Annotated in this window: 15 protein-coding genes; 12 read left to right on the top strand and 3 right to left on the bottom strand. The window is 40.9% G+C overall.

Annotated elements, in window-relative coordinates; translation table 11 throughout:
• On the top strand, positions 1–373 hold a 373-nt coding region (locus V7L05_RS18635), incomplete at its 5' end, for a hypothetical protein (RefSeq protein ID WP_335166136.1).
• Positions 374–1,080: 707 nt separating this feature from the next.
• Here V7L05_RS18635 and V7L05_RS18630 read toward each other — a convergent pair.
• Positions 1,081–2,514, bottom strand: a complete 1,434-nt coding sequence (locus V7L05_RS18630) for a protein kinase domain-containing protein (protein ID WP_335162362.1) — start codon at positions 2,512–2,514, stop codon at positions 1,081–1,083.
• A 489-nt stretch (positions 2,515–3,003) separates the two neighbouring features.
• Between V7L05_RS18630 and V7L05_RS18625 the strand changes: the two genes are divergently transcribed.
• From V7L05_RS18625 to V7L05_RS18575, 11 genes are all read left to right on the top strand, one after another.
• Positions 3,004–3,243 (top strand): hypothetical protein, encoded by a 240-nt coding sequence (locus tag V7L05_RS18625; protein WP_335162360.1) that lies wholly within the window; start codon positions 3,004–3,006, stop codon positions 3,241–3,243.
• Between the two features lie 6 nt (positions 3,244–3,249).
• Positions 3,250–3,768: a phage tail protein gene (locus V7L05_RS18620; RefSeq protein WP_335162358.1), complete on the top strand. Its 519-nt coding sequence runs from the start codon at positions 3,250–3,252 to the stop codon at positions 3,766–3,768.
• Positions 3,769–3,917: 149 nt separating this feature from the next.
• Positions 3,918–7,715 (top strand): hypothetical protein, encoded by a 3,798-nt coding sequence (locus tag V7L05_RS18615; RefSeq protein ID WP_335162356.1) that lies wholly within the window; start codon positions 3,918–3,920, stop codon positions 7,713–7,715.
• Positions 7,716–7,745: 30 nt separating this feature from the next.
• Positions 7,746–8,399 carry a CIS tube protein gene (locus tag V7L05_RS18610; protein WP_335162354.1) on the top strand — a complete coding sequence of 218 codons (654 nt, stop codon included), beginning with the start codon at positions 7,746–7,748 and terminating at the stop codon, positions 8,397–8,399.
• Positions 8,400–8,996: 597 nt separating this feature from the next.
• Positions 8,997–10,763: a VgrG-related protein gene (locus tag V7L05_RS18605; RefSeq protein ID WP_335162352.1), complete on the top strand. Its 1,767-nt coding sequence runs from the start codon at positions 8,997–8,999 to the stop codon at positions 10,761–10,763.
• A gap of 88 nt (positions 10,764–10,851) precedes the next feature.
• On the top strand, positions 10,852–11,391 hold the full coding sequence (locus V7L05_RS18600; protein WP_335162350.1) for a PAAR domain-containing protein: 540 nt from the start codon (positions 10,852–10,854) through the stop codon (positions 11,389–11,391).
• Positions 11,392–11,503: 112 nt separating this feature from the next.
• Positions 11,504–11,920, top strand: a complete 417-nt coding sequence (locus V7L05_RS18595) for a GPW/gp25 family protein (RefSeq protein WP_335162348.1) — start codon at positions 11,504–11,506, stop codon at positions 11,918–11,920.
• A gap of 2 nt (positions 11,921–11,922) precedes the next feature.
• Positions 11,923–14,133 carry a putative baseplate assembly protein gene (locus V7L05_RS18590; RefSeq protein WP_335162346.1) on the top strand — a complete coding sequence of 737 codons (2,211 nt, stop codon included), beginning with the start codon at positions 11,923–11,925 and terminating at the stop codon, positions 14,131–14,133.
• Positions 14,134–14,144: 11 nt separating this feature from the next.
• Positions 14,145–15,149 (top strand): phage tail protein, encoded by a 1,005-nt coding sequence (locus V7L05_RS18585; RefSeq protein ID WP_335162344.1) that lies wholly within the window; start codon positions 14,145–14,147, stop codon positions 15,147–15,149.
• Positions 15,150–15,680: 531 nt separating this feature from the next.
• Positions 15,681–16,877: a DUF4159 domain-containing protein gene (locus V7L05_RS18580; protein ID WP_335162342.1), complete on the top strand. Its 1,197-nt coding sequence runs from the start codon at positions 15,681–15,683 to the stop codon at positions 16,875–16,877.
• Positions 16,878–16,992: 115 nt separating this feature from the next.
• The gene (locus V7L05_RS18575) at positions 16,993–18,987 is read left to right on the top strand and encodes an ATP-binding protein (protein ID WP_335162340.1); all 1,995 of its coding nucleotides are present in this window, start codon (positions 16,993–16,995) and stop codon (positions 18,985–18,987) included.
• 422 nt (positions 18,988–19,409) lie between these two features.
• On the opposite strand, the gene V7L05_RS18570 is transcribed toward V7L05_RS18575, so the two are convergent.
• Positions 19,410–20,336: a DUF928 domain-containing protein gene (locus tag V7L05_RS18570; RefSeq protein WP_335162338.1), complete on the bottom strand. Its 927-nt coding sequence runs from the start codon at positions 20,334–20,336 to the stop codon at positions 19,410–19,412.
• A 69-nt stretch (positions 20,337–20,405) separates the two neighbouring features.
• Entirely contained in the window at positions 20,406–22,757 is a 2,352-nt protein-coding gene (locus tag V7L05_RS18565; RefSeq protein ID WP_335162336.1) for a CHASE2 domain-containing protein, read from the bottom strand.
• Positions 22,758–22,930: the final 173 nt, after the last annotated feature.

The raw sequence follows: 22,930 nt of genomic DNA, 5'->3' as shown, positions 1-22,930 counted from the left end.
ATCTGAAGGTGTTGGACTTGGTGTTGGATTATCTGAAGGTGTTGGACTTGGTGTTGGATTATCTGAAGGTGTTGGACTTGGTGTTGGATTATCTGGAGGTGTTGGACCTGGTGTTGGATTGTCTGAAGGTGTTGGACCTGGTGTTGGATTGTCTGGTGGTGTTTGGCTGATCGGATTATTTGCAGGTGGTAAGGTTGACGCTGTTTTTGGTGATCGATTAACAGCCGTAGGTTGCGCTAGGGATGGTTCTAGAGAAATAACTAAACTCGTAATAGTCAGTAAAGAAGTTTTAGATAAAACTAATATCAGCTTTCTAAGTAACTTTCGATTCATTTCTCACTCCTCTAAATATCAACACACACCAAAGATATAAATCAACTTATCGCAGATTAGTATACAGGGTAAGCGCATCTAAATTAGTCTTGACAAAAACCTGATTATATGGATTTAGGAAAGAATCAGAATTTCTCGTTTGATATATTTTCTGATGGTCAAAGCGATCGCTTATATCTTGTACCAGGCGACTAGAAGTCGCGCGCCAGGTGCTTCAAGGCAGTTGCTTCTCCCAAAGACGCTACGCGAACAAGCCGGGAAACCCGTCCAACGCACTGCCTCCCCAACGCAGTGGCTTGGCTACACAGGCAAAACCTTGATTTGACCTTAGTCCGCGTAGGCGGACTTCGTTTGTATAGCCGCGATTTCTAATCGCCAGGGCTAGGTGCAAGGCGGAATTCAAAATTCAAAATTCAAAATTCAAACAGGTATACAGCATAAGCGTTTCATTGATTTGGAATGGGTGGCTTATTTACGCCGTACTGTACTAGGTGCAAGATGTGCGATCGCCTAACATTTATCAACAAACAGGAATTAATGCGATTATCCTCCAGCTTATTGATACTGAGGTCTTCTTGTTGACAAGAAAAGTGGCAGCCATATCATAAAATGTTGCCACAAGAAACTTATAATATTCATCTTCTTTTATTTTTATGCTTTTCCTAATTCATCTAATTTTTTTACAACCAGTGTGATTATTTAAACACTGGATAAGCCAAAGTATTCAAAAATAATATCTCTGAAAAATTATTCGCAGCTACTAAAAGTCTTATTACTTCCTTCCAATTTTCCCTGCTGCCAAGTTCCACTAAAACGCGAGCCGTCTTTAGATATAAAAGTTCCTTGACCATCATACTTATTATTTTTTGATTCCCCTATATATTCACAACCATTTTTGTATTTATATTTTCCTACCCCTTGAAACTTCCCCTGATCAAACTGACCTATATAGCGGTCATAGGTATTATCATTTTTATATATGAAGGTTCCACAACCCTTTAACTTATCATTTTCTACATCTCCATAATATCTATTTCCATTATTATAAATAATTATCCCTTTGCCTCCCAGTGGTGAAACATTTGAAAACCCATAAGCTATGCCGTTACCTAATGGCGTGCCTGATGTGTTTGGTAAAGGTGGTACATCTGTTTCTGGGCAAACCAATTGCACATCAGCTACAGATTGTCCTCGATCAGGTGTGACTTGTCCTGAATCAGATGTGGGTTGTCTCCAAAAACTCATAAATAGCAATCCCATTCCGATTAGCACACCCACCCCGACTCCAGCACTAATTAAAATTTTCTGGTAAAGTCTCAATTCTTGTGGTGTTGCGGTTGGTAATAACGGTGATGGCGGTGGTGGTGTTAGCGCTTGCAACGCCTCGGATGCTGTTTGATAACGTTCATTGAACTGATAGCACACCATTTTATCTAACACATCTGCCAGTCTAGGGCTAACCGAAGCCCGATTTCGCCAAATGACTTCAAAAGTTTCGGAGTTTTTTGGCAGTTCTTGAGGTCTGATCCCAGTTAAAGCATAAATCCCTAGCATCCCCACTGCATAAATATCGCTACTCAACTTCGGATATCCATTCAATTGTTCGCTGGGCATATAGCCAGAAGTACCAACAATAACGGAGACGTTTGCTTGCCCTTGAGAATTGACTGCTAATCCGCTAATTTGCTTCACAGCCCCAAAGTCTATCAATACTATCTTGTCGTCTGTGTTGCGACGCATTAAGTTTTGCGCTTTGATGTCTCGGTGAATGATATTTTTATCGTGAATAAATGTCAAAACTTCTAAAATTTCCTGTAATATCTGTGTCACTTCAGCTTCACTCAACCTGTTACCAGGAAAAATTTTCTCACTTAAATCGTGCCCATCTATAAATTCCTGTACTAAGTAAAATTCGCCGTTTTCTTCAAAGTGGGCGAAAAGTCGAGGAATCTGACTGCACTCATTGCCTAAGCGATATAAAACCTTTGCTTCTCTGTCAAATAACACTCTGGCAAGTTGCAAATCTTCTGGATTTTGCATTTGCTTGAGGTTTTTTACAACACACAGAGGATGATCGGGTAAATCTAAATCTTCAGCTAAATAAGTAACTCCAAAGCTACCGCTTCCTAAGAGTCTGACAATTTTGTAGCGCTGGCGGAGAATTTGACCGACGAGCATCATATCTAACCAATAATAAGATGAATTATCTTAAATTTTGCCATATTAACCACATCTATTTTGAGAACCATAGTTTTAAAAGTAGTGGAAGCATCTTGCTAAGATGCGAGTAGTAGTGGGCAAGATGTCCGCACTATTCCAGGTTTCAAAATGGAGAAGGTTTACAACCTAATCGCCCAACCTCTTTATTTCTGCAAGTGAAGAGAGACAGTTTTTCACTTGCAGAAATCAAGAACAACTGTGTAATTGGATACTAGTTATAATGAATACTGTTAGCGTCTAATTTCTAAAGTGTGATCGTCTCTTCTGCTTTTATTATACCGGATTCGTTTCTGTGGAAAAGCTGCACGCTACTGCTTTTCGGATTCGTAAAACAATTCATCAAAGGTCTAATAAATAAAGGCTGGGGAAACTAAGTTCGACTTTTGGCTAGTTTTGATTTTGATGCACTACCTTTAGCCTTAATGTTATGACGGATTTTTTATTTTATTTATGGATAAAACAGGCAAAGAAACTTTTTTAGCGCCTATACCTATAGGAGACGTTGGTGGTACTACCGGATACGCCGATGTTTCAGTTGCTTCTGATGCTAGCACAGCTGCTCAAGAAGCGTATAAGTACCTTAACAACTCGTTGTTAATCAACGAACTTACAGAACGTGTGTATGAGTTGTTACTAGAAGACTTGCGCTATCAGCGTGAGAGAGTAAATAACTATGGTATTGGGAGGTAATTGTATATGGGTTCTAACGGTAATAGCAGTGTTGCCCAGGAATTAAACTATGTCACTAGCAATCGCTTTTATGTAGAGATAGATAGTTCTATTGCTGCTTCCTTTACTGAATGTACAGGATTAAGTGTTCAAATCAAAAAAAATGTCTTCCACGAAGGTGGTGTGAATGACCAGCAACGTGTTTTCTTGGGTCATGCAGAGTTTCAAGATGTAACTCTTAAACGTGGAGTTACAGATAACTCAGGTTTTTGGCAATGGATTAATCAAGTATTTATTGAAAATGGCACAACATCTCGACGCAATGTTAATATTTTAGTTTTTAATCAAGCCGGAGAAACAATGATGAGTTGGACTTTGATTGGTGCGATTCCAATAGCATGGAAAACACCTACACTGCAAGCAGATGGAAATACAGTTGGTATTGAAGAGTTAACTCTAACTTATGAAGGTTTACAAGTAGGAAAAGAACAAGGAGGAGGTAATACCACAACAAGGATGAGTTCGGGATTTTTTGAGTCTAGGTAATTGGCTATTTTCTCACTTGAACTATGCAAATAATTCCATCTTTTCTGAAAACCAAAGCCCCTCCTATTAGGGCAATAGAATCTTTAGACAATCCTCATAGACTTATGTTAAAAAATAAGTCTAACTTTCTGCATCGAGAAAATAGTTTTTTGAAGCAAATAGCAACGCGATCGCCATTAGTCGATTACTCTAAATTTTTATTATCTAAAAAACAGAAACTCTTTCCAGAAACATTTTTAGGATGGGAGAATTGGGAAACTCAAAGTCAAGACTATGATTTACAATCAATTCCATTTGAACCTTTAAACTTAATTATCGAAGAAAATAGCAAAGATAATACAAATGATGAGATAAAAGGTAGTGAAACAGATATATTAACCAGTAAAAAGACAAGTAAGATAAATGATAAAATAGAAAGTAATTTTCAAGAGAAATCAAAATTACCAACTCAACTTAAATCAAAAAGAGAAAATAAGCAATCAGTAAAATTACCTGTTGAAAAGAAAGTTTACCAAGCTTTTAACGAAAGCAAATCAAGCATTAATCTTAATCAAGATAGATTATTGACGACAGTTCAAGCTTTTGATTCGGAATCTCAAATCGACACATTTGACGATAATCTTTCATTACTAGAACAGCATATAAATTTGGCTGGCACTAATATTACAAGTGATAATGAGGGTGTCAACAGTACACCGATTACAGCAATACCTACATCGCCGAATTTTCAAGAGGAACCTTTTAGCAACCTGGGCAATGATCAAGCGCAAGTATTTTCTGAGTTAACATCTACTTTCCCCAGTGGTGAGTTAGCAACAACGGCTAAGGCTGCTGATGTTTTGCAAAATACAGCGCTGACACCAAAGGACGATTATACCACAAAGGAGCTAACAACAACTACGCCGATAGTGCCGATACTGCCTAATGTTGGGGAAACGTTAATGCTCCAATCCCACCTTACTCCCGACCATCCGATCAGCCACCCAGAGGGCATCTATAACAAAGGAGAGTTACCTACGTCCGTTGCATCTCAACCAAAAGCCGAAAGTAGGATCTCAGATATTTCACCCAATATAATTAATCCTAATACAAGTAGTGAAAATCAACTAAATATTCCAGAAAAACCTCAGTCTAAAGAACAAAATAAAACTCCAAAAAAACCGAAATCTCGGAAATCTTTATCTCCAGTGAAGTCACCTGTCAATAATCAAGTTGACCAAGTTTTTGATAAAAATAAACCGAGCATTAATCTTAATCAAGATAGATTATTGACGACAGATCAAGCTTTTGATTCTGAATCTCAAATCAACACATTTGAGGATAATCCTTCATTACTAGAACAGCATAGAGATTTGGCTGGCACTAATATTACAAGTGATAATCAGGGTGTCAACACTACACCGATTACAGCAATACCTACATTGCCGAATTTTGAAGAGGAACCTTTTAGCAACCTTGGCAATGATCAAGCGCAAGTATTTTCTGAGTTAACATCTACTTTGCCTAGTGCTGAGTTAGCAACAACGGCTAAGGCTGCTGATGTTTTGGAAAATACAGCGCTGACACCAAAGGACGATTTAACATTCAACAATACCACAAGCGAGCCAACAACAACAACGCCGATAGTGCCGATACTGTCTAATATTGGGGAAACATTATGGCAACAATCCCCCGTTACTCCCCACCATCCGATCAGCCACCCAGAGGGCATCTATAACAAAGGAGAGTTACCCACGGCCGTTGCATCTCAACCAAAAGCCGAAAGTAGTATCTCAGATATTTCACCCAATATAATTAATAATAATACAAGTAGTGAAAATCAACTAAATATTCCAGAAAAACCTCAGTCTAAAGAACAAGCTAAAACTCCAAAAAAACCGAAATCTCGGAAATCTTTATCTCCAGCCAAATCTCCAAATCAGGAATCAGTCAAGTCACCTGTCAATAATCAAGTTGACCAAGTTTTTCAGAAAAATAAACCGAGCATTAATCTTAATCAAGATAGATTCTTGACGACAGATCAAGCTTTTGATGCTGAATTTAACAATAATTCACCAGCACTACAACAGCATAAAGATTCAGATAATACTAGTGCTACAAGTGATAATGATGGTGTCAGCAATACGCTGACTGGGGCAATACCTACATCGCCGAATTTTGAAGAGGAACCTTTTAGCAACCTTGGCAATGATCAAGCGCAAGTATTTTCTGAGTTAACATCTACTTTCCCCAGTGCTGAGTTAGCAACAACGGTTAACGCTACTGATGTTTTGGAAAACACAGCGTTTGCAGCAGAGAATTTAACAATTAACAATATCCCATCCAAGTTGCCCCAACACAATGCTGACTCCCCAACATCTAGAATATCAGAAGGAAAAAAGCCCCAAACTTCAAGCATTCCACTACAAGCAGTAACAGAATTAGATTCGGGTGGAATTGAAACAACTGGAGCTAAAGTAAATGCAACGGATTTAATATCAAACAGTACTAAAAAGGATGCGATCGCAAGTAATTTTATAGAAAATACGCCTACTTTGTTGCCTCACCCTACCAATTCGGATTTACCTTCTATTGTACCCAGTTTTGAGTCTTCAGAAATTGTTAATGACTCAGTTATCACACAAAATAACATCAATGCAAATATCACCCCAAGTCAGCTTACAAATATCCCCATCTTAACCCCACCCACATCGCCTGCAACTTCTAATGTCATCGTTAATGAAGTTAAAAAAAGTACAGAAATACAGTCTGCACCTACACCTGAAACTTTCCAGCAAACTGCTGAACTTACAGAAACTACACAACTATTTCCAGCAACTACACCTGAGACTGTAGAAAAAAGTACTTCTAAGGTGGTAGAAAATACTAGTTTGCCCTCAGCAGCTATTACACCTAATGTATTCAGCAATCTGATTAACGATAAACAAGTAATATCAGATTTACCATCTCCTGTTACAAACACTGATATATCAACAACAATTAATATTTCAGATAACCCAGAAAGATTTACTCCTCCACAAAATCAGCAAGACTCCTCACCCAACGAAGCAAAAGCAAAAATTGACCCCAATATGCCAGTACCTCAGGGTTTTGCGACTGGTGGACATGTAACAACTACCTACGTTAATAACAACCAGCAGATAGCACCCTCCGATACTGTAGCTGCCATGCTTACACCTGGGGAGTTTGTGATCAATGCCAGGGATGCACAGAAAAACCTCAATACACTAAAGCATATCAATAGTGGTGGTATAGCCAACGATACAAATCTTACAGGTTTAGAAACATCCAATCCCAAAAAGCAAAAACAGACAACTTCTGTGGAGTCTTCGACTAAAGTCGATTCTTTGCAAGACACTTCATTACAACCAAAAAACTCTGATAATATTTCATCTAAGGTATCTAATTCGCTGATTTCTCCGTCTTTGGGATTAGACATTGGAAAGCAGAGACGTTCAATGCTAAGTTCTCCAAATCTTAATCAGAATGTCAACATAGCAAATAATGTGAGTGGACATTCATTTCATTACTCATCACCTTCTTTGATTTTTCAACCAAAAAATTCCTCGGCTTCTACTAATACTAATACACCTTCTGAATGGTCAAATGTTGAAGAATTGCTGAATGGAAGTACTGGCGTGGAATCTAATGGGCATTTAGATTCTCGTCAAGTTAGATCACATACTTCAGAATCGCCAAAAGTATTTACCAAAAATTTAGTTCAACCTAGAGGTTTTGCTGATGGAGGAGAAGTAAATAAAGCAGATGTAAATACAAAAAAACAACCAATAACTGAAACCATAAAAAGACCATCTCCAAGTTCTAAAAAAGAAGAAAATGATGGAAATTTGGAAGTCTTAGCACGGGAAATTTACAGTAGATTGCGGCAAAGAATAGAAATTGAACGAGAACGTTATGGTGTTTATTCAGGTCGCTTACCTTGGTAAAATTACTTTTATAAAAGGATAAATAGTCAAATGGCAGGTCAATCATTAGAAAAAGCCAAACTCATAGCTTATAACGGTGAAGCAGATGATATTGAATTGATGTTTAATCCTACAGAAATTAGTTTCTCTCGAACTGTTAATTGGCAAAAACATCGAGGTAATAGAGGGACTACTTTACTACCTAAGATTAATTTTGCTGGTGTTGAACCTTATAGTTTTACACTCAAACAATTGATATTCGATACTTATGAGACTAAAGAATCAGTTATGAAGTACGTAGATATTATTAAGCAAGGTGTAGAGACTATTAGTGGTGAACCTGATACGCGTCCACCTGTTTATAGATTTACTTGGAATCAAGAATATTTTTATTGTGTAATCCAAAGTTTAACTTACAATTTAACCATGTTTCTTTCAGATGGTACACCAGTAAGGGCAATGGTAGATATCTCCTTAGAAGAAGTAGATCCAAAGAATGTTTCTGGAGGAAAAGAATCGGCTTCTACAGGCGAAGATCGTCAGCAAGATTCGCGGGTAGATCAACAAAATAATCGTTCTGGAGAACAACAACCTTCAGATAGAGAGCAAAATCAGCAGTCCGGTTCCCCAACAAATAACAATAACCGTGGTGGAAGAGGACAATCGCCTTCTGGTAGTTCAAATCGTCGGCGAAAACGTAGATAATTATTAATATATTATTATTACCTTAATAAAAGGAACGGAGACTCATGGTAAAAGGTAAGAAAAAAGATTTGGCGTTGCTGAATCATGGGATGATTTAGCTCAATTTGTAACGAGTTTTCAATGGCTTAAAACGCCAATTCATCCCGCCTTGAACGCCAAAGATTTTGGCTCTCCTAGACTTCGTTTGATAAATTAATACTAAAAAACACCTAAAACACTTGGTATAACAAGATTCCGCTAAAATAGAATCACATATTTAATAAAAATATGCTTTCTGATTATTGAATCCCCTACTATGTAAGGACTTAACCTGATATCAAGTATTAATTTTCTATAACTAGTCTAGGAGAGCCAAGATTTTTACTTTAAGGTGCGTTATAGCTCAATACAGTTCAGTTAATAAATTTTTTCCTTCTCTTTCTTCTCTCTCTGTGTTCTCTGCGCCTCTGCGGTTCGTAAAAAAATGACTTTGACAAAGAAAGAGTGCTAGCCTTAACTGAACCGTATTGCGTTATAGCTTATGCCTAACACACCAGATATTGTAAGTTTTTTCATGTTGACTTATTTACCTTTCTCACTCTTATTAGGTTACTGTTTATGTCCAACCCAAGTCTTTATTTATGCAAACCCACAATCCAATTTTCTAGCGGAGGACAAAGTTGGGAAAGTGCTTCACCTGAATTAATCAAAGATTTGTTGCAAATTACGATAGAAGAAAGTCTTCATTTGCCAGCAATGTTTACGCTGGTGGTGCATAATAGCAATCTTCCCACGAATGATGACCGTCCAGAATATAAGTTTTGGCGTCATGAAAAACTGTTTGAAGTTGGTAAAAAAATCAAGTTAGGTTTTACTTCAAGTACTACCCAAGATAAAAATTTTAAACAGGAGTTAGATGGTGATTTGATTGAAGGCGAAATTACGGCAATTGAGGTTCGCTTTAATGACAAATCAGAAGCGCCGATTGTTGTTCGCGGCTATGATATTTCCCATCGTCTTCACAGAGGTCGTTATAATCGTTCTTTTTTGAATGTAACTGATAGCGATATAGTTAGTAAAATTGCTTCCGAAGCAGGTATAAAACTTGGTAAAATAGATCCTAGCGGTGAACCCCATGATTATGTATTCCAAGAAAATCAAACTAATATGGAGTTTTTGCGCTCAAGGGCGGCTCGCATTGGTTTTGAACTATTTATTCAAGACGATCGCATAAATTTTTGCAAGCCCCAAACAGAAGAAGAATCTCTGATATTAACATGGCTAATTGATCTTAGTAGTTTTAATACCCGGATCACCAGTGCAGAACAAGTGAGCGCTGTAGAAGTCCGTTACTGGGACTACACTAAGAAAAAATTAAGAACCGCAACAGCTCAGAAAGAAACAGTAATAACTGAGACTGGTAATGGAGCGGGTAGCAGTACTAGTAGCAAATTTAATAACAGTCAGTCTCCGATCATGACTGTGGTAGATAAACCTAGCTTTAGCGACAAACAAGCAGAAATCATGGCTCAGGCTTTATGCGATGAACTCGGTGGTGAATTTGTCTATGCTGATGCAAAAGCTCAAGGTAATCCCAAAATTCGACCGGGACGAATTGTGACTTTAGATAAAATGGGCGATCGCTTTACCGGTAAATATTACATTACAGAAGTGCGCCACAATTTCAATCAAAGAACTTATACAACTGATTTTAGTGTCCGCGGCTTACGTGCTGGTAATTTATTTACAACATTATCACCCCAATTACATTTACATCCCGGTCAGACATTTTTAGTGGGAATTGTCACTGATAACAAAGATCCCAAAGGATTAGGTCGAGTGAAAGTGCAGTTTCCTACCCTTACCGAAGAGCATACAAGTAATTGGGCGCGAGTTGTCGCCCCAGGAGCCGGAAACAATCGCGGTTTCGATTGTTTACCAGAGATCCGGGATGAAGTATTGGTAGGTTTTGAACATGGCGACATACATCGTCCTTATATAATTGGAGGAGTATGGAATGGTGAGGATGCATCACCAGAAAATGTGAATGACGCGATCGAGCAACAGGGAGATGTTAAAAGAGTTAGATTACGCACATTTAAAACTCGTACCGGACATACCCTACAGTTTGTCGAAAAGGATAAAAGTGCAAGTAAAACCGGTATTCGCCTAGAAACTGTTTACGGTCATAAAATTTACTTGAATGATAGTGACAAAATCATAGAAATTACCACCACAGGGGGTCACTCGATCAAGATGGATGACAAAAATAAATCAATTTCCATCGACTCAGCAGGCAGTATGTCATTAAATGCTCAGACAAGCATAGATATTACAGCTAACGCGACGATCACAATTAACGGTACATTAATACGACTGAACTAAGGAATAAGAATTAAATAATATACAATGTCCCTGGCTTACCTCACCCTCAATCCCTCTCCTTATAAAGGAGAGGGAAGCTAGATACAGGATGAAGTTTTGCATTTTATTTAATAGTGTTGAGGAGATTTTCATGGGTAAACCAGCAGCAAGAATTACCGACTTAGTGGCACATCCTTTACCGCCAGTCTTAACAGGAGGTCCAGGAAGCTTGAATGTGCTGATTGGGGATCTCCCTGCGTGGCGAGGTATACCTGCGGTATCGGTAGCTGGATTGCAGGCAGCCAAAACAGCTACAGATGCAGTTATCGAAACTGTTGAAGCCGCCTCAAAGGCCGCCGAAGGTACACCAGAAGCACCTGTTGCCATAGCTATAGAAGAAAGTACCAAAGGATCACTACTAGCTTCGATGAATAGCACTATTAACAGTAGCGCTCTTGGTGCTGATATTCATGTTTGCATGACACCCCTCCCCGTCCCTCCCCACGGTTCTGGTGTTGTGATTAACGGTAGCAAAACAGTGCTAATTAACGGCTTACCTGCTTGTCGCATGGGTGACAGGATTTTGGAAGCACTCGGTCCAATTAATATAATTACCCGTGGTTGTAACTCTGTTTTAATCGGCGGGTGACACAATCCAACATCTAAAATCCATAATTTCAAAATTGTATCGACTTTTGGCGAATATGTTTAAAACTTATCTGCGGATATTTTTGAAGTTATAAACCTAATACCATTTCTTTATGGCAGATAGAGTTTACGGTCAAGCAAGACCATATTTGGGGACAGGTTGGGATTTTCCACTCAGTTTGAATTTGCAAGGTGGGATACAGCTAAGTAGTGAAGAGGAAAAAGTTAAACAATCTATTTGGATCATTCTCCGTACTGGAGTAGGTGAGCGGGTTTATCGACCTAATTTTGGGTCACGCTTATCAGAATTGGCGTTTGCACCTTTGAATAGCGATACCTTGATCCGAATTCGTATTTCTGTTTTAGAAGCTTTAGAAGTTTGGGAACCGCGCATTATTGTTGATCAAGTTCTGACCGAACCTGACCCGGTGCGTGGCAAAGTAGACATCATCGTTAATTATCGCCTGAAAAACTATTTTGACGTTAACAGCTTTATTTATCCTTTCTATTTGCTTAACGAAGGTCAGTAATTGTGGAATTTGACTTTTTGCCTAAACTGCCAACTTCCAACTTAGACGATCGCTCGTTTGATGACTTAGTGGAAGAATGCATTACACGTATCCCTCGTTACTGTCCAGAATGGACAGACCATAACCTCAGCGATCCAGGGATTACGCTGATTGAGTTATTTGCTTGGTTAACTGACCAAATGTTGCTTAGATTCAACCAAGTACCACGTAAAAACTATGTCGCTTTTTTAGAATTACTCGGTATTCGGCTTGAACCTCCCGCTCCAGCACGAACAGAGTTAACCTTTTATTTAACCTCCGACCTACCCGAAGCTTATACAATTCCGGTGGGGATAGAAGTCTCAACTTTGCGTACAGAGATCACAGAAGCGATTACCTTTAGCACAGATTCTCCTTTAATCATCGGCAAACCTTATCTAGAACACTTTTTAACTAGCCAAACTGTTGAAGAAATTCCTCAATCTTTCCGAGTCAGAGTGATGAATCAGTGGACTCGTCAACCTGACGGCTATTGGGAAGGTAGCGAGCAATCTGTATTTGAGGAGCAACCTGAGTTTGGTAACTGCTTTTACCTAGTGATTAATTCTGATGACCCTTTAGATGGTAATGTCTTAGCAATCACCTTTACAGGTCCGACTGCTACGCCAACTGGGATTAACCCCAATCAACCACCCCGTCGCTGGGAAGCTTGGGATGGAGAACAATGGCGATCGGTTTTATTGCGCGAAGCAGATGATCTGACTCGCGGCTTCAGTTTTTATGAAATGGCTCAACAAGGTCGCAATCCTGAGCAAGGAGCAGATGTAGTTCTGCATTTACCTCCAAATTGGCCTGTAACCAACTTTACTACTTACCGAGGTCGCTGGTTGCGCTGTGTCTTGACGACTCCAGAAGAAAATCAATCAGGTTATAATCGCTCACCACGAATTACTAGTTTAGGGGTGCAGGCGATTGGTGGTGCGGTTCGCGCAAGTCAAAGCACACTAATTTCAGATGAACGCTTGGGAATTAGTAATGGTAAACCAGGTCAGACTTATCAACTACAATCGGCACCTGTTCTAGAACGCCGAGAAAATGAGGAATATATCATCGTCACTCCTCTCGGTGGCTTGCCGCAAAGGTGGGTTGAGGTAAGAGATTTTGCCGACTCAGGACCCCAAGACCGTCACTATACTATTGATTCACTCACTGGTACAGTTCAGTTTGGACCCTTGATTCGTGAACCCGGTCAAATTAAACGACAAACGCAAGTTCGCTCCCATTTACAGCAACCAAGACAGCAACTCAGAACAGAAGACACATCAGTTCAAGTTACTGATATTGACACCCTTGAACATCAATATGGAGCGGTTCCTGCAAGTGGCTCAGAAATTAAAATGGTTCTTTATCGTATAGGAGGTGGTAGACAGGGTAATGTTAAGGCTGGCACACTCCAGTTTTTGAAGTCTGGCGTTCCTTTTGTTGCCAGAGTCATCAACCATAAAGCAGCGATCAATGGTAGTGATGGAGAATCTTTGGAGCAAGCTGTAATTAGGGCACCGTCCATACTACGCACCCGCGATCGCGCCGTTACTGCTGAGGACTTTGAAGTTTTGACGCAAGCAGCTGGTGCTGGGGCGATCGCTCGCGTTCGCTGTTTGCCAGTGACGGCTGAAACTCAAGCCGGTACGGTTAGTTTAGTTATTGTCCCTCAGACAAATACTATGGCGATCGCACAAGGGGAAGGTATATCTCCAGAAGAACTTAGCCTCAGTCTGGCACTGCAAGACCAAGTTCGGCAATATTTAGATGAAAGACGGTTATTAGGAATACAAGTACAACTGCAAGAACCGGAATACATTGGTGTTTCCATTCAGACCCAAATTTCTCTAGAACCAGCTTATGAAAATACCTTGGCGCGAGAGGAGATTCTCCGCAACGTTCGGGTTTCTTTGTATAAATATTTAAATCCCTTGACTGGAGGACTAGACGGTAAAGGGTGGCCTTTTGGAAGACCCGTTTATCAATCAGATATTGTCGCATTACTGCAACAAACTCAGGGAGTGCGTTATTTAGGAGCAGTTTTGTTATTTCCGATTCGCAAGCAGCAGGGAATTTGGCGGCGACAATCCGCATCAGAACCTTTGATTGACCCAGGTGCAAACGGTTTGATATGTTCTTGGGCTGATCCGGTTTTGCGATCGAGTCATGTTATCGATATCATCAGTAGCTAAGGGAAAATAGTATGGTTCAAAGTCGTTCTAGCCCAGCTGTACGCGTTCTATTAACTCCCATGCAAATTCCTGAAGCTTTACCCGTCTCTAATTTGACATTTGGCATTTCAGAAAGCATGGATGTGGCTGGCACTCATTTGCTCTTGCATCCGGGAGAGCCAAGCGAGATGATTGTGCAAGTGCAAAACTTGGAAAGACGCCCCTTACGGATGAGTTTGAGAGTTGAAGGCGATTTTCCTAGTAGTTGGTGTCAAATTGGTACAGAGGGTAGCGAGCTAGTTCCTGGTTCCAAGATGGATGCTGTGCTTTATTTTCAAATACCGGCGACATTTTTTGAAGAACAGCAAGCGATCGTTGCGGGAAGAACAGATAAATTAACTCTTAACTTTCGCTGCATAGTTTCTGTATACATTGACGAAAATACAGACACTGAAGAAATTCAGCAACAAGAATTTGGTTTATACATACGTCCCTATAGTAACTACATGGAGTTTTTACCAGTTTTATATCGGGAAGTAGACTATATTGGTCGCTTCATGAAGATTTTTGAACAAGCTTTTCAACCTGCGATCGATAGTTTCCATGTCATGTGGGCAAACTTAGATCCGTTGACTTCCTCACAGGCACTATTACCTTTTTTGGCTCATTGGGTTGGTTGGCCTATAGATTCGATTTGGAATCTCAACCAACAGCGACGTTTAATTCGCCGTGCAGTAGAACTTTATTGCTGGCGCGGAACCCGTAAAGGTTTGCGTCTTTACTTGCATCTATATACAGGTTTACCTTTAGATGAGCAACATATTAGCATCACAGAACCTTTTGGTCAGAGTTTTATACTTGGGGAAGCAAAACTAGGCGCAGCAGTGCTAGCAGGTGGGCGACCATTTCACTTTGTTGTGTGTTTGCGTCCAGACCGTCCTAATAGTATCCATGAAGAATTAATCCGACAAATCATAGAACAAGAAAAACCTGCTTATTGCACTTATGAATTATTGATAGAAAATCCCCAAAGTTAAAATTTTACATTTTATATTTAATGAAAAAAGCTTTAGAAAAATGAACAGCAGGGTTACGTAGCTCTGCCGAAGTATTGATTATGACTCCTGAATTCTGAATTCTTCTTCAATAAAAATTGGAGCAAGAAACTTCTATTTATTTATGATTATATTTTTATAGGACTTACGCAAAATATCTCTGAAACTCTGATTTCTCCGTGTACTCTGCGCCTCTGCGGTTCGTTATTCCGTAACTCGTGCGTAAGTCCTATTTTAGAAAAAATCAATATTGAAAATTTTTTAGCCCTTTAGCTCTAAAACCGAATGGCACTAAGAAAAGATATAGCCCATACCCTGACTGGTTCCCAGCCTCTAGGCTGGGAATCCATTCTGGGAGGCTCCGCCTCCAGTAGCTTGACGAGAGGCAGAGCCTCTTTGAATACATTCCCAGCCTGGAGGCTGGGAACGAGGCGACACAAGCCTTTGGGCTTTTCTTAGTGCCATTCAGATCTAAAACCAATATAAAATCCAAAATCCAAAATCCAAAATCGTATGACACATCCTTTTCCACCACCCTCCATCCAACCCTTTGAACGACTTAAACCAACAGATGGTTTACTCATAGATGCTAAACTTTGGAGCAAAGCACACGATTACCATCACAGAAAGCAAAATGTTCATTATCAATGCTTAAACCAACCAGGAATTGCCTGTGGTTTGGGCATCAGAGTTATTCCTGCTCCCCGTAAAACAGAAGCTAAATATCGTGATGGACGATGGGTGCAAATTCAGCCTGGTATAGCAATTGATGTAGCCGGCAATCTGATTGTTGTGCCTCAGTCTTATGACTTTCCCGTTGATTTAGAAGTCGCAAAGACCGACCCGATTATGGTCTACTTAATAGTAACTTACGTAGATCCCAACGAACTGCGAAACGAGCAACAGAAAAATATTGTTCAAGAAACCTACCGATTTGACCAAAAAAATTCTACACCAGAAAGTTTAGAAATAGAACTTTGTCGGATACTCCTACAACCAGGAAAAAGTACGATTACCCAGCCGACGGATGTTTTCTTTCCTGGTTACAACAATATTGATTTATCGTGCCGACGTACAGCACAAGCACGTCCCCAAGCAATTGTACGTATGGCGCAAGTAAATCATAGCGATGGTGAATCCGATCGCAACTTTTTTAATTTATCTTACTTGATGCAATCCGTAGAACCACTGTACTCATTTTTGCAAGGGGCTGATGAAGTCGGTCAAGTCAGTTTACAGGAAAATATCCAAGAATATGACCTCTTATACCTTACGGGAAAACAAGCATTATCTCTAAATAATCCCGAATTTGAATCCTTAAAAAATTACTTAAACAGTGGTGGAGTGCTTGTAGTTGATGCACCTGCTGACGCTACAGAACTGATTGAAAGTACTCAAGCCTTGGCTATTAAGTTAGAAAGCCCCTTGAAACCTTTAGAAGAATCGCGAAGACATCCTTTAAGGACACGACCTTTTTTATTTGCTGCTTTGCCGACAATCAATCAACACCTGATTCGAGTTTCAATTGGGGGAGGAATTATTTTAGTGGTTGGTGACTTAGCAGCAGCTTGGGGATTGGATAGAGAATTGAGTTTACCCAGACTTGTGATTCGCACTGCTCAAGAATTAGGAATTAATATTCTTCACTACGCTTGGAAACGACGACAGTTGATTGGTTTGCAGCAGGAGGATTCTTCAGCGCAGTGGTAAATGCTCTATTATCGTTGCACTAAACTAAAAGTAAAAAGACTTATACCATAAGCATGAGCGCTGATTTGGTGATAGTAGCCTTATTTCCGCTTTTTTGTAATAGGTAAGGTTAAGGATGAACGCAGCAGCAACAAGCAATGGGGAAATTAATAATCATGCCTATCTGATAGCATATCTCGATCAACTTCGAGATATTTTGGTGCAGCACGCCGATCCGAATTTGCTGGAGGATGAATTTAAACTTGGGGAGAACTTAAGTGCAGATTCTACAAAGCCACCTGCTGAAGCATCTGCTTTAGAAAGACTTTGCACCATTTTTGCCTTGAGTGATTTTGAGCGGAATTTGTTGCTGTTATGTGCAGGTATGGAACTGGATGCTAGTTTTGCAGTACTTTGTGCTGCTGCTTGCGGAAATAAACAACATACCTATCCCACTTTCGGTTTGGCGATGACAGTGTTAGAAAGTCTACATTGGAGCGCCTTCACTCCCGCAGGAACGCTACGCAGGTGGCGGTTAATTGAGGTGGGAAGCGGAAGTGAACTCATGAGTAGCCCTCTCAGAATTGATGAGCGCATACTGCATTATTTAATCGGCATACAACATCTCGATCAGCGCCTGTTGGGAATGGTAGAGCCTGTGCAGGTGACGGAGGAATTAGTGCCTTCTCAGTTGCAGCTGATGCAGAAAATGGTAGCTGCTTGGTGCGTGGAAATTAATGATTACCTGAAGTTGCCAATCTTGCAATTATGTGGTAATGAAGTGGCAAGCAAACGCCCGATCGCAGCTTTGGCTTGTCAGTATTTAGGGCTGAATTTATATACAATTGCGGCACACAGCATACCAACAACTTCTAGTGACATCAACCAGTTTAAGCTACTTTGGGAGCGAGAAGTCGCATTAGCCAGCAGCGTTTTGTTGATTGACTGTGATGATTTAGAAGCAACAGATACGGCTAGGGAGGGAGCGATCGCCTATTTGAGCGAATGCCTTCGTTCTCCGATAATTATTACTACTAGCGATCGCAAACGAGCGCGATTAAGACCATTGCTCATTTTTGACATTGCCCGCCCCACAACAAAGGAACAGTATGGTGTCTGGGAGGCAGCGTTAGGAACAAATGCTCAATCTTTGAACGTTAAAGTCGAGAATTTTGTATCTCAATTTAATCTCAGTACACCCGTAATTCAAGCCGCTTGTTCTCAAGTTCGCGTCGAGTGGCAGCAGACACAGCATTCAAAAGCGACAGTAGATTTTCAGTATCTGCTTTGGGATACTTGCCGCGCTCAAGCCCGTCCCAAGTTGGATGATTTGGCACAACGGATTGATTCAATCGCGGACTGGGAAGATTTGGTCTTGCCAGAAGCTCAGATACAAGTCCTGAAAGATGTTGTTACCCATGTCAAGCAACGGACTAAGGTGTACGAACTCTGGGGATTTGGTAATAAAAGTAATCGGGGACTGGGGATAAGCTCTCTGTTTGCTGGTGTGAGCGGTACTGGTAAGACGATGGCGGCGGAGGTGTTGGCGCAGGAGTTGCGACTGGATTTATACCGCATTGATTTAAGTGCAGTGGTGAGCAAGTATATTGGGGAAACGGAAAAAAATCTGGGTCGGGTATTTGATGCGGCAGAGTCCGGCGGCGTAGTATTACTTTTTGATGAGGCGGATGCATTGTTTGGCAAGCGTACTGATGTCAAAGATTCTCATGACCGCCATGCCAATGTCGAGGTAAGTTATCTACTGCAACGTATGGAATCTTATCGAGGGCTATCAGTATTAACAACTAACCTCAAGAGTTCATTGGATCAGGCCTTTCTCCGGCGTATCCGGTTTATTGTGCAGTTCCCGTTTCCAGATTCAACTCAACGGGCGGAGATTTGGCGGAGAATTTTTCCGAAAGCGGCGCCAACAGAAGGTTTAGAATACCAGAAGTTGGGACAACTGAATGTAGCCGGGGGCAATATCCGTAGTATTGCCATGAATGCAGCATTTCTGGCGGCTGATGCAGATGAAGCGGTGACGATGAAGCACATATTACAGGCTGCAAAGAGCGAGTATATCAAGTTAGAGCGAACGCTGACGGATACTGAGGTCAAGGGGTGGGTTTGACAATTTTGGATTTGAGATTTTGGATTTTGGATTGAAAACTTTTAATTTGGGATAGTGATAAATATGTAGTGCTGCTTTGCATTAGCTTGAGAACATTTTATCGAAACAGAATTCAGGAGTCAGAATTCAGAATGAATTTTGACCGAAAAGCGGATGAATAGACTCTTTTTAGCAGGGCTATTTCATTCTCATCTAGTCCGCCTCAGAATAAATTCTGAGTCTAATAGCGAAAGTCATCTAAAGACGACTAAGAAAAGGTTATAGGTTATAGTCAGTTTTAACGGACTTTAGCTATTAGCCCTGAACTTCAGTTCTGGGCGGTTTCTGTCTAGAATGAAATAGCCCTGCTCTTTTTAGACCCCCACCAAATCTACGATTTGGTGGTCTTCAATCAGTGGCCGGTCGGAATCCCCGACTGATGGTTACGTAGCTCTGCCGAAGTATTGATTCTGACTCCTGAATTCTGACTTCTGAATTCTGACTCCTGAATTCTTCTTCAAAAGTGGTTGTTTAGCTAAATTCTCTAAATCTACGGATTTAAGCAAATTCATCCACTCCACCGCTAAAGTTCGATCTTCAGGTTTGGCAAGACGCAATTCAGCCAGAGTAGTCAAAGCATCGTACCAAATGCCATTCTCAGCATAAAGCTTTACCCGTTGCTGAGGAGTTGCTTGCTTCGAGATATCTACTAATTTAGGATTTAGATTCACCCGTTGCACCCATCCTTCCACATACTCCTGCTCTGGAGGTTGTTGGGGATTGCAATTGATTTGAATCTTGAAAAACCAGTGATACATCTTGTTTACTTCCAATGGGGGAGTAGTTGCGTTTAAGCGAATACTAATAATTCCTGGCTCTTCTGGTTTTGTTAGATAAAGAGTTTGACTTAGTTTAGCTGACTCATCTTGGAGAACAAACTCAATGGAATGAATTGTAGATTTTTTATAGGGAACAAAAAACCAAAAAGTTGGATGTTTCTCGGTCGTCAAGCCCCAAACTGTAGTAACAGGAACTGCTTCTGTTTCTTCTCGCTTGAGTGTCTGTTTGTATACAGGTACAAGTGCAATGATCGACTGATTACTAACACCACAGCCACGACTTGCAGCACCGCCGCGATCGCCTGCTGCACCCCTGTCTGGAGGAGGTGGAGGCGAAAATCTAACGCGACTTGCAGCGGCTCCGCGATCGGTTGGTTCACCCCTGTCTGGAGGAGGTGGAGCAGGTGAATATGCCACAGGAATGGCAGCAGATGGTGTCATCCAAATCATTGGAGAAGAGCCGATAATTCCCAACCAAGCCATCCCGACGAATGCAGCGATTAATTGTATTTTTGTGCAATAGTTTTTCATAGAAAATTAGGAGTTACACAATTTGGGATTCTGGATTATGCAAAATTTATACAGCAATACTTTTCAATATTAATTTTTAAATTTTATGTTTAAGTAAGTTGTAACTATTAAAATATTACCTCCTAAAGCCAACATAGCAGGAATGAGGGGAACCCAACAACTATATGCAATAAAAAATATAAAACAGCTACCGTATAAACTTGTAAAAGCTATCCCTGCTGCCAAGCTTAAGTAAGTGAATCGGTGCAGATAAGCAGTAAGCAAACCGCCTACAAAAGACCAGCCCCAAATCCAAATTACTTCACTCCAAAGTGGCCAAGTCCACAACAGAGGTTTTCCGTCCAAAGCAGCACTGAGCAGTTGACTGACCATCTCGGCTTGTAAAAATACTCCTGGTATTGGCTGTAATTTCCCTTGAGGACTGGTGTAGGGAGTTAGCCAGTAATCACCAAAAGTTTCTGCTGTTGTGCCAATAATGACTATCCTGCCTTTGACTGCATTGGCATTTAGCTTACCCGTTAACACTTGTCCCAAAGTAATGTGTGGTGCGATCGCATCTGGGGAACCAGAGAAGCGATAATTTAACAAAATTTGGTGTCCAAAAGCGTCAATCCCTTGATAACCTCCGGCATGAGCTTCTATTGGTTTAAATCCCTGCTTCCCTAATTGCCACGCGCCATCAGGGGTAAATTGCAACTGAATTCCCTTGGTGTACAGGTAACGCAATGCAAGTTGAACACTCAGGGCATAGGAGGCAGTACAAGGAGATGAGGGTGAGGCAGTTAACGCTAACAGATGGCGACGCACGACATTATCTGAATCTACGGCAATATCGCTAAAACCTAGACCCTTTGGAGAAACTTCTGGTGGTGGTTTCACACCTGGTTTTCCGGCTTGGGAATCGCTGAGTTGACACACCCCCACAAAGCGATCGCTTTTTCGCATTCGTTCTGCCAATGCTGGATAATCCTTACCCACTGGATAATCTCGGTATATATCCAAACCAATAACTTGTGCTTGATATGTCTCTAATTTTTCTAAAAGTTGAGCAAGTGATTTGTCTGACAAGGAACCTTGAGGTTTTTCCTGTTTTTGCGCCTGCACATCTTCTTCAGTCACAGTGACAATCAATAGGCGTGAGTCTGGTTTCTCAGCAGGACGCAAGCGTAACATTTGGTCAAACGCACTTAATTCTAATGGTTGCATCACACCCAAATACCTTACCCCTGTTAATATTCCAGTCATTACCATGCTCGTCAGTAAGAGCAATGAAAAACCAAGCCGATTTGTGATTCTTTTAACAGCCGTGGTTTTAGACAAAGATGTGGGAAGATTGGGTGTATTTCTAAATAATTCCCCCCAATTCAACGGCATCTCTGCGGGATTTTGACAGATCACAGGCAACCATGTCGCGCAGGGAAATTGATTTTCTAGTCCCTGTAACCTTTCTCGTGCTTCCCTCACAGCTAAATACAACGAGTTTCCCCCCGCGAAGGCTTCCAAAAAATACTTTAAAAACTGCTGCGCCACCCGATCGGGTACAGGCTCTCGCATCACGATGATTTCGGGAATCTGCAAAGAAGCAAACTCCCGTGCCAATCCCAAGCCATCACAGGAATTGAAAATCGCCAGTTGTAGTCCTCGTTCCACTGCCTTTTTCAGGGCATACTTTAACTGGCTAATTGTGAGACTTTCAGTTTGATTGATGTAGATTTTTCCGATTTCATTCGTTTCCTGAGTAGAACTGTGTCCGGCAAAAAATAGAATCTGCCAATGCTGCTCCCATAGCTGCTCAGTCAGGTCTTGGCATTGTGGTTCAACTAAAAAAGTGATGTCTGTATTCGGTAACAAATTAAGTAGCGCCTGGTCTGCTTTGGTATCAATTCCTTGACTGTTACCCAAAATCGCTAAGATTTTTACTTTGTCGTATGTGGTTGCGGTTCGGTTGACTTGTTCGTAGGCGGGAGCGCTCAGGGCTATTTCCGCCTGGGGATAGCGTTCCAGCAAATCCCAAAGATGCCAGGGGAGTTTCTGTAATCGGAGGTCTTTAGTTTGTAAAAGCACACGGATATTATCCGCAAGCCTGAGTTTTTCCAACCATTTCTCGCGGATAGGACGAAAGGAATCGGCAGCAAGCCAAGTATTAAAACGTATTTTAAATTCCTCACTCACCTGCTGGCAGTCTTCTAGGCTGGCGGCTTGCTTAAGTTCCTTGGGTAAACCAATAGGACGAGATGGCAACCTTAAATTACGATAAATAGATTGCCAACGATAATAATCGCGGAGAATTTCTGGGTTGGGGGGAAGCGCACCCATAATTTCCACACTAGGGCGGACATTTTCATCGCCAATCTGTAGCGTCACCGGAAACCCTTGTTCAAAGTTTCCTTCTCCTAACTTTAAGATGACTAACTTGCCCACAGTGAGTTCTCCACAGATGATGAGTTGTATCTATTATCTCGGTTGCTAAAGTTCTTTTCCTTCTTCCTTTGCGCTCTTTGCGACGGCAGTCGCTCATGGGGGAGACCCCCAAGACCGCGCTGCCTCTCCTTTGCGGTTCGTTCCTTTACCCTTCAAACTTAGCTTGACAGACT

Origin of the sequence: Nostoc sp., from assembly GCF_036917755.1 — a bacterium.
Lineage (GTDB): Bacteria > Cyanobacteriota > Cyanobacteriia > Cyanobacteriales > Nostocaceae > Nostoc.
Note: the sequence above shows the minus strand (reverse complement) of the source record. Positions and strands in the feature narration are given on the sequence as shown.

Bases quoted from the DNA above. Each gene is read 5' to 3' on its own strand.
- V7L05_RS18630 (WP_335162362.1), bottom strand. From the start codon at position 2,514: ATGATGCTCGTCGGTCAAATTCTCCGCCAGCGCTACAAAATTGTCAGA.
- V7L05_RS18625 (WP_335162360.1), top strand. From the start codon at position 3,004: ATGGATAAAACAGGCAAAGAAACTTTTTTAGCGCCTATACCTATAGGA.
- V7L05_RS18620 (WP_335162358.1), top strand. From the start codon at position 3,250: ATGGGTTCTAACGGTAATAGCAGTGTTGCCCAGGAATTAAACTATGTC.
- V7L05_RS18610 (WP_335162354.1), top strand. From the start codon at position 7,746: ATGGCAGGTCAATCATTAGAAAAAGCCAAACTCATAGCTTATAACGGT.
- V7L05_RS18605 (WP_335162352.1), top strand. From the start codon at position 8,997: ATGTCCAACCCAAGTCTTTATTTATGCAAACCCACAATCCAATTTTCT.
- V7L05_RS18600 (WP_335162350.1), top strand. From the start codon at position 10,852: ATGAAGTTTTGCATTTTATTTAATAGTGTTGAGGAGATTTTCATGGGT.
- V7L05_RS18595 (WP_335162348.1), top strand. From the start codon at position 11,504: ATGGCAGATAGAGTTTACGGTCAAGCAAGACCATATTTGGGGACAGGT.
- V7L05_RS18585 (WP_335162344.1), top strand. From the start codon at position 14,145: ATGGTTCAAAGTCGTTCTAGCCCAGCTGTACGCGTTCTATTAACTCCC.
- V7L05_RS18580 (WP_335162342.1), top strand. From the start codon at position 15,681: ATGACACATCCTTTTCCACCACCCTCCATCCAACCCTTTGAACGACTT.
- V7L05_RS18575 (WP_335162340.1), top strand. From the start codon at position 16,993: ATGAACGCAGCAGCAACAAGCAATGGGGAAATTAATAATCATGCCTAT.
- V7L05_RS18570 (WP_335162338.1), bottom strand. From the start codon at position 20,336: ATGAAAAACTATTGCACAAAAATACAATTAATCGCTGCATTCGTCGGG.